Source organism: Chitinophaga eiseniae (assembly GCF_900167135.1).
Taxonomy (GTDB): Bacteria; Bacteroidota; Bacteroidia; order Chitinophagales; family Chitinophagaceae; genus Chitinophaga; species Chitinophaga eiseniae.
On sequence record NZ_FUWZ01000001.1, the window covers coordinates 2,288,646 to 2,300,199 of the forward strand.

An 11,554-nucleotide genomic window follows, 5' to 3' on the forward strand; every position below is an offset into this window, starting at 1 on the left:
GAATTAGTGATGTCAGTGGCATCTTTTCATGATAAGATCATATGGGGCGCGTCAGATCAAAAATGTTCCTGAATTTTAAAAAAAAGTCCCGTATGTTTTCCCGAGCCCGTAACAACCGTCTGTGGATGCTGGCAACTTTCGTATTGTTTTGCTCCTCCTGTGTTTACCCTAACCATACACCGAGAAAAGGCCACCTTAACGGGAATGGCTCCTTCGTGGTGTACAAGACGCCTATCCATAAAAACCAGGAATTGGATACACTGGAAAACCAGCAGGTGACCGGCATCGCCCGGTTCAATGGCATCAATTATCAATCCGGTTTCCGGGTAGGACGGCATGAGCCGGACAGCGGCACTACTTTTATTCCCCTCGGTCTGATCAACAGGGCGGTCATCAGGTCTGGCGATAACAAAGACTCGCTGGTTTATCGCCGCTACGATGGAAACATATGGCAGGTAATTAAAAACAGAAAAGATGTGTCCGTGCTGTTCAGAAGTTACGATAACGATAATACTTGGTATAGCAGCTACGATAACATGACAAACGGTTCCGTTGATTCCTATTATGTCATTGCCGTTTTAAAGAATGATAAAAAGGTGGAAGGTATTCCATATCTCAACTACAGCAAGGAATCCCTGCTGAAGTTTGTGAATAAACAATACCGGCAGCATTTTAAAAAGAGTGATTTTAAAGATGAAGACCAGCTGCTGGAATATATTTTGAACCAGGAAGGGGTTTGAACTTTCCATGTCTAAAAAAACACCGCTTCCCAAAAATGCTTGTACTATTTTAAGGTATTGTTTTTTTCGACCCATTCTCTAACAATAACCAAAATTCAAGCATTATGAAATTCCCGTTCCTTTTGCGGCTGCCTGCGTTCGCATTGTTGGCTGTTGCCGCTATTACCAGCTGTAAAAAAGACAATTCATCTCCTGTCGCCAACAAAAATCAGCTTATTGAAGCTACCGGAAAAAGAAAACCTGATACCCTGCAGATGATTTCCCCCCGTGGTTTCTTTGAAGAGAACACCGGTCTGCTGTTCGGAAACGCGAATACGGATGGCAGTGCTTATCTTTACCGCCAGTTCATTGCTGGCAACTGGACAGTTTCCGCTGTATGGTATACATACAGAAGCTACTTTGTAACTTCGGTGCCCCTACCGTCCGGAGATCCGTCTCTGATTAAATCTGCCACGCTGATGCTTTATTCAGACCGCAACCCGGTAGGTAACGGCAATCAACATGATGCCAACTACGGCAGCAACAACGCTTTTTTTGTCAGGAGAATTACCACTCCGCTGAGCATGACTACAATGGGGCAGTTCAATTGGTTTAACCAACCGGCAGTCACTACGGCCAATCAGGTACTGGTGCCTCATACCAACCAGACGTTTCGTGACGAAGCCGTCGATGTTACCGCTATTGTAAGACAGTTGGTATCAGACGCAAACCAGATGGGGCCGCTGGGGCTGATGATCCAGTTACAATCGGAGGGTGACCATTACAACATCCGTATTTTCTGTGGCTCCACCAATGTGGATGTGGCGAGAAGACCCACTTTGATCATCCAGTACAATTAATCCGTTCCGGGCGAAACATGAACTAACAACACCCATGGCCGGATTGTCCGGCCATGGGTGTTTAATAACGGACACGCTTAAACTTTTTTGTTAAACGTTGCTCAACCGGTCCTTACATGATAATTATGCGTCAGGGCGGCACAGACTTTGACTGTAGTGTTTGCTGTTGAGGCGATGCCTGAAGAAAAATAGCTGCCTGCTGCACCTGTGAGGTACCTTTCGGTGTCTTTAACGGGGAGAAACAAGGCTTCTTTGTCAGGACGTGTGATGTGCCGCCCTTGAATACAATGGTTTAATCTGAAATTTTATGATACTGAGGTATGCTGTAGCATTGTTTGTTATAATGACGGTAGTTTCCTGCGGGAAAAAAGAAACGCCTGTCAGGCCCGTGGACCCTGGTCCTCCAACCCCGGTAACGCCCATCGATCCTGCTGCAACGGGTAAAGCAAAAAAAGTCAGGATGGATTCGTTAGCCAATGCGATCAGAAAATGGGCGGTGAATAATATTGTGCGGGACAGCGTTTGGCAGGACAGCGCAGGTGTCAGTTTTTTTATTAAGTATGGCGCCGGATGGTTTCGGTTCAACAATGATAACCTGTTTCCCGGAAATACCATCAATGCAGTTAAGTTCAAAACAGATGAACTGGAATTTTTACCGGGCCCGGATAATCAGCAGGTGAAAATATTTACAACGGTGCCGGCTATTAAAAAGGGCGATACCGTTGTTGCCGCATCAAAAGCAGCGGTGGACGGCGTGCTCCGGTACTGGTTCCGGGAAAATAAAGGTCCCATCTCTGCGCTGGGTAGCGGCAGGGCAGTCACTTTTACGGACTACGCCACCTTGTCCCTGGCTTTCCCCGGTACATTGACGGCCAGGCATTTTGATCCGATACCTGTGCAGCAAATGGTCCCCGCTGCTTCACATGCAGCACTGGAAAAGAAGACAGGATGCATGGTTTATTCTGTAGGTACTTACCACACTATCTATTTTGATTATAACGACGGATTACAACGGTACAAAAATTACTATGCGACGAATGCGGCGGATAAAGGGATCATCTCATCCGTCTCTTACGGCCACGAGGTATATGTATTCCTCGAAGCCGATACCCCGGAGGATAAACTGAGACCGGCCATGAACCGGACACTTGACGGCACTGAAACCGCTGAGGACATTGAGCTGCTGAGACAGGCAAAAGCACGCGTTTATTATCGGCATACGTCGGCGGATAAAGTATCAAAAGACAATCTTAACGGGTACGACAGGCTGAAGGAATATGTGAACATTCTGACGAAAACCCCTTTTCAATATACGGGTGTTCCGGTTTATTATAGCGTCATGAATACGGCGGGAGCAGATACAGAGGTAAACCGGATACTGAAAGTAGACTTTAAATTGTAAAAAAGACAGCGGCCGGAAATATCCTGGCCGCTGTCTTTTTATGTCGCGGCATTGTTGCTCATGCCGGATATCATTGCAATAATTTATCGATCGCATATTTTCCCCCGCCTTGTATCATGATAACAATGCAGATGCCCAGTACCAGCAGATGGTATTCGAAACCTTCTGCACCGGAGGGGACCTTGCCAAACCAGTTCATGAAAAATCCATTGGGAGCGTGTACGACGAGGATCATGCCGATGAACAGACAAAATATGCCTGCGGCCGCAAATCGTGTACCCGTTCCGGTAAGTAACAGGAACGCCCCCACGCACTCCACCGTGATGGCGGCAACGGCCAGCCATACGGGAAGACCTGCTTTGGTGGTCATGTATTGCATTTCACCCCGGAGGCCCGGCCCGTTGAACCACCCGAAAAGTTTTTGCGCCACATGCGGGAAAAGTACAAGGCCCAATGTGAGTCTTAATATCAGTCCTGCCCAGCTGTCATCGCTGGACAATGCCCATTGCATAAATTCTTTGTACATTTTTATTGCGTTTTATGATGTACAAAGTTGAACAGGATTGTTCAGTTGGCGGTGTGACATTTGGTAAAATAAACCTGTGATATTTCTCACTGGTCGCCACGGGAAGATTTGATCTGCTGCGCTTTCAGGCGGCTGAGTGTTTCCCGCGTAATACCGAGAAAAGAAGCAATGTGCTGTTGCGATACCCGTTGTTCAAACCAGCTATAATGTTTTACAAGGGAGGCATATCTTTCCTCTGCGGGTTTCTGCAGGTAAAGGGTGCGGCGCTGCAGCCAGGCATAGGCCTGCAGCAGTATATTCCGGAAATAGATATCCATGGCAGGAACAGCTATGAACAGCTGGTTCAGCGCTTCCTTTTCAATCACCAGTACGGTGCTGTCTTCCAGCGCATCGATATTATAGACCGAAGGGGTGCCTGAGAGCATGCTGAACCAGTCTGACATCCACCAGTTTTCAAAGGCAAACTGCACAATATTCTCTTTTTCATTTTCTCCCACCTCGTACTGGCGCAGGCATCCGTCGAGCACAAAATAATCATGCTGACAGACTGCTCCTTCCTGCAACAGGTATTGTCGCCGCCGTACTTTTTTGGTGGCCATGGCTGTACAGACAAGTTCCTTTTCCTGGTCCGACAGGCTTACATGCTGATCGATATGGGCGAGTAGGGTGGTATGCATCTCCGTGGCTTTATGGTTGAATAGCAGTTGAAAAATAGAACCTCTACCTGATTTCGCGCCGGATACGGCTAAGCGACTGCGGGGTGATCCTCAGATAGGAAGCGATGAACTGTAGCGGTACCCGCAGCGACAGTTCCGGATAACGTTTTACAAACTCGAGGTATTTGGTTTTCGCATCGCCAAAGTTCAAAAAATCGTTGTCCTTCAGTTTGGCCATCAGCGCCGCTTCCGAAAGTGTTTTGATGAAGATGTACAGGTTGGGGATCTCCTGGCTTAGTTTTTCGATACTGCTTTTGTGGACGATATAAATTTCCGAATCCACCACGGCCTGAATCGCTTCTGTCGATGGCCGGGCGGAGTAATAACTCTCCAGGTCTACAATAAACTGGTTTTCCCTGACGAAATATTTCGTGACATCGTCGCCCTCCGGTGTTACGCCGTACAACCGAAGGATACCATTTTCCACAAAAGCGATTTCCCGGGCCACCTCACCGTCTTTCTGAAAATGTTCACCTGTTTTCAGCTGCTTCGCTTTAAAATGAGCGGAGAAGTGCCGGATGTCCTGTGGCGTAAGAATCCCTCCAAATCCCAGTGTTGCTGTTAGTTTCTTCATTTAATGCACAATTCCTGTCTCAAAAATACTTTTTGCGCACGACAATACCGCTTCCTGTGTTGAAATCTGCTTCCATTGCAGTTCCCGTTTTGCTTTGCCGGCATCTAGTCTTCTCCTTTTGCCGAGATCGGGGAGAATGGGGCCGAGGGTGGTGTCAAACAACGCGGCGAGCCTGACTAAAAAATCAGGAAGCTCCCTGGAAGGCAGTTTCCTGCCCGGATAGGCTTTTTTCAGTATTAATGCCACCTCTTTCATGGTCACATGCCCGGCTGTCACCAGGTAACGGTTGTTGGCCGCTGCCGGTGTCTCCATCGCCCGGATCAGCGCATCGGCTACGGAGCGCACGTCCACAATATCGAACCCGATCTTGGGCACCGCCGGCATACTGCCGTCCAGCATTTTGATGACGATGTTGGCAGAGGTGCCAAAATCCTTCTCCAAAACCGGACCGAGAATGGCGCCGGGTAGCACGGTAACCAGTTCCATGCCGGTGCCATCGCTTTGAATGAAGTCCCATGCGGCTTTTTCTGCGATGGTCTTACTTTTGAAATAAGGCGTAATGTCTTTGGCATGATGAACGTTGCTCCAGTCAGCTTCGGTCATTACCTTGTCCAGTTGTTGCGGTGTTTTGCCATATAGCACCGCCGACGAAGAAGAAGTGAGCACAAAGCGTTTCACTTTGTTGGCCGATGCCGCTCTCATCACATTTAAAACACCTTCCCTGGCGGGAATAATCAGGTCTTCTTCCCGTTTGGGTAATTCCCGTGGAAAAGGGGAGGCCACATGTTGTACAAAATCGATCTGCCGGGTCAGCTCGTACCAGATATCTTTTTCTTCCAGGGTGGCTTGTGCAAAGGTCAACCGGTGCGTGTGTGGCGTATGTTGCGCTATCATCTCCCTGATGGCCCCGGCCCGGCCCATATCCCGCAGGGTGCCCGTCACCTCGTAGCCTTTCTCCAGTAATTGAATGATGGTATGTGATCCCAGAAAGCCGGTGGCGCCGGTCAGTAAAACGCGTTTGTTGTTCATGATGTTTGTTTTAACACAAAATTGCCCCTGTTCTGCTGGTTGACAATTACCATTTGGTAAGAAATTCCGGACAGCCATTTTACACGGTTCTATGGTGGCTTTACCATAAGTAACGCCCTAAATGGTGCGTCCCGCAAGCTTTTCAGTACAAAAATTTTTCCCCGTCGTAAAAAATCGATATGTTCGTACATATATGACGAAAATACCTTTATTGGACCACGATAGTAAAATCCCCCTGCATCAACAGGCGGAGGAGCTATTACGGAAGCTGATCCGGGAGGATTTTTTCCGGGAGGGAGACATTTTTCCAAAAGAAACAGACCTGGCCAAACGCTGGAGCATTTCCCGCAATACCTTGCGGATGGCCATCGCCAATCTGGTGAAAGACGGCCTGCTGGAGCGAAAGAAGCGCTATGGCACGGTGGTGAAAAAGAAAAAGATCACCACTAACCTTGACAACTGGTATAGCTTCACCCATGAAATGGAGGACAAGGGCATCCCGTTCAAAACCCTGAAGAATAAGGTGTCGGTGGCGAAAGCAGGAGAGGAAGTGGCGAAGGTGCTGCAGACAGAGCCGGAGCAACTTGTAGTGTGCCTGGAGCGTATCCGGAGCACAGAGAAAAGCCCGATGGTGTATTTCGAATCCTTTTTCCATCCCAGGATAGGACTTACCGGCAAAGAGAATTTCGACCGTCCGTTGTATGAGATGCTGGATGCGGATTTTCACGTGGTGCCGGTATATTCCCAGGAAGAAATCAAAGCCATCGGCGCCGATGAAAAGATTGCCGGCCTGCTGAAAGTAAAAAAAGGATCGCCGGTGCTGGAACGGCGCCGAATAGTGCTGGACGCCAGCCGGAAGCCGCTGGAGTTTAACATCTGCTGGTACAGGAGCGATTGTTTCACCTACAGTATCGAACTAAAAAGACCTCACTTATAGATAAAAAAATGCCGGATGATTTTTTCATCCGGCATTTTCTTTTGTAGCCCGTTGCTTATGGAATGAGCAGATACTCCTCTACGCCCATAGCGGGCAGGGTGAAGCTCGCTTTTGTATCTTTCGTTTCTCCGTTTCTTACCACAGTAATGCGTGCAGGCGTCAGCGTGCCCCATACAAACCCGGTGCTTTGGCTTGTCTTGCCTGGATTGAAGAGCCGTACCAGGTACTGGCCATTTTCCTGGGGTACTACGGCGGTAGCTACCACGGCGGCGTTGGTCAGCCGGAAGAGGCCTGCCGGCAGCGCAACGCCCTTCTTCATCGGGAAGCTCAGAAGCGGCTGTGTAAAGTCTGCCGCCGCTGTTTCCAGTGCGGCGCCATCTGCGGCGCCGTGAGGCTGTAAGGCATAGCGATAGCTGCTGCTGCCATCCTGGTCTGCTTTGTAGTTGGTATGCCAGTAATTATTCATCACATAGGAGAACCAACGGCTGGTAGGCTGTCCTTTCGTTCTCCAGGCTTTATGGCTTTGGGCGATTTGCAGGCGCTCATCGATCATGCTGTCCGGTTCTACCATCGGTGTTTCCAGCAGCATCCACTGTACGCCGTTGGCCGGGTTGGAGATGTCCATCCACCTGCGGCCGAAAAGGAAATCCATGTTGGACCCCGGCAACTGATCTTTCAGATATTGCAGCGTGCCGTAACCCGCGTCCAGCGTCACTTGCCCGGAGGGTACTTCAAACGGGAACCCGAAATGCAACGCTTCTTTTTGTCTGACAGGCTTTTTGTCAACCGTGTTTTCAATCAGCACCATGTTGCTGTTGGCATAAAGCGTAAGCCTTTTCTCCAGGGCATTGGCGCCAGGCGCCTGTGCGCGGAGGACGATGGTGGTTACTACCGGACCGCTCTCCAGCACCTGCGCCTGCACGGGCTGGTTGGTCTGTGCATCGGCGGGATTCTGTCCGGGCACGTACCAGTAGCTGTTGAGGCCCTGTCCGCGGAACGTGCCGGCATAGTTGTGACCGTCTTTTGCGGAGAGCTGGGTGATACTGCCGTTGTTGTCCCAGGTAATGGCAATGTTGCCGTTGGAGAGGGCGTTGCCGCTCTGTTTAAAAGTGTTTGTTGCCTTCACCGCTTCGTCGGTAACGGTATACACCGCGGTACCAAAGGCCGGCACATCGTTCGCGAGGAATACGAAGCTGCCGTCGGAGAGGCGCTGCAACGGGTATTTCCGGCCGCGGGTGTCCTTCACGGATTTACCGGCTATCTTGATTTTCACCGGTCCGCTGCGGGGCCAGGAGAGCGTGTTTACGACCGCGATGCTGCGGGATTTTTCGTCTGTCAATGGCTGGAACAGCTGTCCGCTGAGGGTATGAATAATACTGTCGGCATCCAGCATGAACTGCTTTTTAATACGCCACTGCTCTGTCACAAACGATACGTCCGGTTGTGAGATGCTGTTATGCGCTCCCCAGGTATGCTCATGGAACATGAGAATATTGGTCCATGCGTTGTAAAACTGCTGCGCGTTAAACCGCCCTGGCGCCAGCATGGCGTAGGCATTGGTGAGTTGAGACAACCGGAGACTGTTGACACGGTTTTGTCCTTCTTCTTTGGCGGTAGAACCGGCGCCGTCTTCCCAGTAAGGGGTAATGTCCCCTTTCACAATAGGCAGGTCTTTCCCGTACTTCTGTTCAAAAGTTTCGAACAGTTTGTCGGTGGTGTTGAGTACAATTTTGGGAGATGCATACTTTTCATTCCACTGTTTAACGAAGCGGGAAATGGTAGTGTCTATCGGCCCGTTATCGGCTACCACATTGTATCTCCACTGAACGATATCATAAGGGTAATGTTTTTCGTCCAGTTCGGCAAGGTATCCTGCGATTTTCTGCGGCCCTCTTTCGAAGACAGCCCCGGGGGCAGTGCCATGCCAGGAGGAATATCCTTTGGCGCCTGTCCAGAACAGTATTTTCTCCTGACCGGAAGGGGATTCCCACCATACCGGTTTATCGCCCCAGCTGCGTACAAAATGACCCACCCGATCACCGAGGTAGGGATGACTTTCGCCCAGGTAGTTAGGCCCGCTGGAGAAATATTTAACGCCGCCTTTCGCCAGTGCTGTCACAGTGCTCCAGGTATAACCCGGCACATCGGAGATCATGGCGCTGGGGATGCGGAAGCCGTAAGTCTTACGCAGCTGCGCGGCGAAGTCGGTATAATGGAATGTTTCTTCCGGCAGCGTAAGGCCTGTGAGGATATTGGCGTACAGGGCAGACAGGCAGATGCTGCCGTCTTTCACCGCCTGGACAAACGCTGCTTTTTTCTCCGGTGTGGCCTGTTGCAGGAAGTGTTCTACCGCCCACAGGGATTCGATGTTCCATTTGAATTTCGCTTCTTCCGGATAGTCGCGGGTGGCGGCGATCATGTCCAGGGCATCGTTGATATTGCGGAGGTGTATTTTTAATACTTCCGGTTGCAGGTGCGAGTAACCGATGTCGGTATGGGAGTGATGTATGAAATGCAGCTCCCGGTAAGTGACAGGTTTCAGGAGGACGACCCGTTCGCTCAGTACCTTGCCGGCATCGCTAACGGTTACACGAATACTGTCGGGCTTTTTCACGGCATTAACCGGGATGTCGAGGGTGTTGACGCCGTCTTCTACCGGGAAGGAATATACTTTTTTACCGTCTACCGTTACCTTGAAAGTACGGGGCGTGCCGAAGTGCAGTGCTGTCAGTGTTACGGGCTGCTGGCCGTTTTTCAGGATAAAAGGTTGGGGGTGGATGTCCACTTTTTCCTGGAAGGAAAATTTGAAGGTCATGAACCAGTCGTTGCTGTGTTGTGCGTGACCAATGATTTTCAGGCGGACCGGCTTGCCTGGCGTTACCCGGCTGAGGGGCAGCCGCAGGAACATCAGCCCGTGGGAGTCGTTGGCGCCGTCTTTCCGGAGTTGCTGGAACACAAGGCGGCTGCTGTCGGGCGCGGCGAACGTCCAGTCAGGCGTTTGATTACCGCGTTTAGTGGTGAACGTCAGCAGTTTTTCATCATCTGCATATAAATCGAATTGGCGGTCGCCGCTGTTGGTAGCGGAGGAGTGGCCCGCTACCCAGCTGAAATAGACATAAGGTCCTTTCACGCGTGCGGGTACGGCAGCGGTTTGCCAGGCGATCGTTTTATGGCCGTCGGTAGCGCGGGTGAGCAGCGCGGTGGTAGCATAATCTGGAAATGCGGAGTAGTAGCGGATGTTCTCGCCCTCCGTTTCATGGTCGTAACCGTTGATCCACTCCACCTTACCGAGATAGGGGACCGTTTTCTGGGCGGTCCCGCTCAGGGCGCAGGCAAGTAAAGCGGTGATACAACAGAATATTTTCATCATAACAAGTGATTAGTGGTGGATGATCGTTTTTTCTTTCATGGTGATATTTTCCAGCGACTGACCTTTGGTTTCGAACAGGTATTTCTTCGCATAGAAAAAGGAGAAAAGGCAACAGCCGGCAAACAGGAAGAAAGTTGCGGCGATGCCCATACCTTCCCGCATGATAGGGAAGAGGAGGTTCAACAGCCAGTCAGACACCCACATCACCAGGATGCACACGGACAATGCCAGTCCTCTTACCGGTGTGGGAAATATCTCGGTAGCGATCACAAACTTCAGCGGTCCCAGCGAAAAGGCGAAGAACAGCAGGAAAAAAGTGATCGGTATCAGCAAAGGCCAGCCGTTGATCTGCAGCAGAAAAAATATGCCCGTGAGCGTTAGTGCTGCGGCGGCGCAGATGGAGCCGGCGAGGTACAGCGGACGGCGGCCCAGGCTGTCTACTTTCCAGATGGCCACAAAAGTGAAGAGCATATTGGCGGCGCCCAGCATTACCTGGTACAGCAGCGTATCGTTGGCCACCACGCCGGAAGCACGCAGGATGGTAGGGCCGTAGTAGATCACCGCATTGATGCCGCTGAACTGAGAGAAGGCTGTCAGTACGCAGGCCATCACCAGCAGGTGTCGCAGCGGTGGTTGCAGCAGGGCCCGCAGCCCGCCGTTGGAGGCGTCGGCAGATACCGCCAGGATAGCCTGTAATTCGGCAGCGGCTTCTTCTTTGTCGGGATTGATTTTTTCCAGGACCTCTAGCGCTTCCGATTGACGGCCAAAGCGGGCCAGCCACCGCGGGCTCTCCGGAACGATGGCCAGCAGGGCAAAGAATGCGGCGGCAGGTATAACGCCCACGAGGAACATACCGCGCCAGTATTCTGTTACAAACAACCAGTGCAGCCATCCGCCGGCGGTGTCGCCGGCAGCTGCCGAATGGCGCTGAATGGCCAGGTTGGAGCAGTAAGCTACCAGTATCCCGATGGTGATGGCCAGCTGGTAGAAGGTGACCAGCCGCCCCCGCCGCGAAGCCGGCGCCAGCTCTGAGATGTAGAGCGGGGATATGTTGGAGGCCACTCCTACGCCCATACCCGCCAGCAGCCTGAAAAATATCAGGAGCGACCAGGCAGTGGACACAGCAAATCCGATGGCGCTGATAAGGAAGAGGAACGCGGCGAGGGCCAGCACTTTTTTACGGCCGATACGGTCGCTAAGGGTGCCGGAAAAGGCTACGCCCGCGATACAGCCCAGCAGGGCACAGGAAACGAACCAGCCTTCCTGCGATGCAGTGAGCTGGTACTGTGTTTTTACGGGAAGAATGATACCACTGACAACGGCTACATCGAAGCCAAAAAGCAGGCCTCCCAATGCCGCGATCAGGGTGACGGTGGTGATGAACAGGCGTGTGTTACTGTTTCCCATGACGTGAAATATTT

Annotated in this window: 10 protein-coding genes; 4 read left to right on the forward strand and 6 right to left on the reverse strand. The window is 51.2% G+C overall.

Features of this window, described 5'->3' with window-relative positions:
• The first annotated feature begins 92 nt into the window (after positions 1-92).
• From B5D63_RS09170 to B5D63_RS09180, 3 genes are all read left to right on the forward strand, one after another.
• Positions 93-740, forward strand: a complete 648-nt coding sequence (locus tag B5D63_RS09170; protein WP_143312824.1) for a hypothetical protein — start codon at positions 93-95, stop codon at positions 738-740.
• A 104-nt stretch (positions 741-844) separates the two neighbouring features.
• A complete protein-coding gene (locus B5D63_RS09175; protein WP_078668402.1) occupies positions 845-1,579 on the forward strand; it encodes a DNRLRE domain-containing protein in 735 nt (244 codons plus the stop codon).
• 307 nt (positions 1,580-1,886) lie between these two features.
• Positions 1,887-2,981 (forward strand): hypothetical protein, encoded by a 1,095-nt coding sequence (locus tag B5D63_RS09180; protein ID WP_143312825.1) that lies wholly within the window; start codon positions 1,887-1,889, stop codon positions 2,979-2,981.
• Between the two features lie 70 nt (positions 2,982-3,051).
• Here the strand turns inward: B5D63_RS09180 and B5D63_RS09185 are convergent, their stop codons facing one another.
• The 4 genes from B5D63_RS09185 to B5D63_RS09200 form a co-directional block, all read right to left on the reverse strand.
• A complete protein-coding gene (locus tag B5D63_RS09185; RefSeq protein WP_235021488.1) occupies positions 3,052-3,507 on the reverse strand; it encodes a DoxX family protein in 456 nt (151 codons plus the stop codon).
• Between the two features lie 86 nt (positions 3,508-3,593).
• Positions 3,594-4,184 carry a Crp/Fnr family transcriptional regulator gene (locus B5D63_RS09190; RefSeq protein WP_078668404.1) on the reverse strand — a complete coding sequence of 197 codons (591 nt, stop codon included), beginning with the start codon at positions 4,182-4,184 and terminating at the stop codon, positions 3,594-3,596.
• Between the two features lie 43 nt (positions 4,185-4,227).
• Positions 4,228-4,797 carry a Crp/Fnr family transcriptional regulator gene (locus B5D63_RS09195; protein ID WP_078668405.1) on the reverse strand — a complete coding sequence of 190 codons (570 nt, stop codon included), beginning with the start codon at positions 4,795-4,797 and terminating at the stop codon, positions 4,228-4,230.
• The gene (locus tag B5D63_RS09200; RefSeq protein ID WP_078668406.1) at positions 4,798-5,826 is read right to left on the reverse strand and encodes an SDR family oxidoreductase; all 1,029 of its coding nucleotides are present in this window, start codon (positions 5,824-5,826) and stop codon (positions 4,798-4,800) included.
• Between the two features lie 193 nt (positions 5,827-6,019).
• Here B5D63_RS09200 and B5D63_RS09205 point away from each other — a divergent pair, with 193 nt between their 5' ends.
• Entirely contained in the window at positions 6,020-6,763 is a 744-nt protein-coding gene (locus B5D63_RS09205; protein WP_078668407.1) for a GntR family transcriptional regulator, read from the forward strand.
• Between the two features lie 55 nt (positions 6,764-6,818).
• Here B5D63_RS09205 and B5D63_RS09210 read toward each other — a convergent pair whose 3' ends face one another.
• Together B5D63_RS09210 and B5D63_RS09215 are read right to left on the reverse strand one after the other, a co-directional pair.
• On the reverse strand, positions 6,819-10,133 hold the full coding sequence (locus tag B5D63_RS09210) for a glycoside hydrolase family 38 N-terminal domain-containing protein (protein ID WP_200816938.1): 3,315 nt from the start codon (positions 10,131-10,133) through the stop codon (positions 6,819-6,821).
• A gap of 9 nt (positions 10,134-10,142) precedes the next feature.
• On the reverse strand, positions 10,143-11,540 hold the full coding sequence (locus B5D63_RS09215) for a sugar porter family MFS transporter (protein ID WP_078668408.1): 1,398 nt from the start codon (positions 11,538-11,540) through the stop codon (positions 10,143-10,145).
• Positions 11,541-11,554: the final 14 nt, after the last annotated feature.

What these genes read in the sequence shown, in the direction of transcription:
- B5D63_RS09210 (WP_200816938.1), bottom strand. Translation starts at nt 10,133, where the DNA reads ATGATGAAAATATTCTGTTGTATCACCGCTTTACTTGCCTGCGCCCTG.
- B5D63_RS09200 (WP_078668406.1), bottom strand. Translation starts at nt 5,826, where the DNA reads ATGAACAACAAACGCGTTTTACTGACCGGCGCCACCGGCTTTCTGGGA.
- B5D63_RS09175 (WP_078668402.1), top strand. Translation starts at nt 845, where the DNA reads ATGAAATTCCCGTTCCTTTTGCGGCTGCCTGCGTTCGCATTGTTGGCT.
- B5D63_RS09180 (WP_143312825.1), top strand. Translation starts at nt 1,887, where the DNA reads ATGATACTGAGGTATGCTGTAGCATTGTTTGTTATAATGACGGTAGTT.
- B5D63_RS09170 (WP_143312824.1), top strand. Translation starts at nt 93, where the DNA reads ATGTTTTCCCGAGCCCGTAACAACCGTCTGTGGATGCTGGCAACTTTC.
- B5D63_RS09190 (WP_078668404.1), bottom strand. Translation starts at nt 4,184, where the DNA reads ATGCATACCACCCTACTCGCCCATATCGATCAGCATGTAAGCCTGTCG.
- B5D63_RS09195 (WP_078668405.1), bottom strand. Translation starts at nt 4,797, where the DNA reads ATGAAGAAACTAACAGCAACACTGGGATTTGGAGGGATTCTTACGCCA.
- B5D63_RS09205 (WP_078668407.1), top strand. Translation starts at nt 6,020, where the DNA reads ATGACGAAAATACCTTTATTGGACCACGATAGTAAAATCCCCCTGCAT.
- B5D63_RS09185 (WP_235021488.1), bottom strand. Translation starts at nt 3,507, where the DNA reads ATGTACAAAGAATTTATGCAATGGGCATTGTCCAGCGATGACAGCTGG.
- B5D63_RS09215 (WP_078668408.1), bottom strand. Translation starts at nt 11,540, where the DNA reads ATGGGAAACAGTAACACACGCCTGTTCATCACCACCGTCACCCTGATC.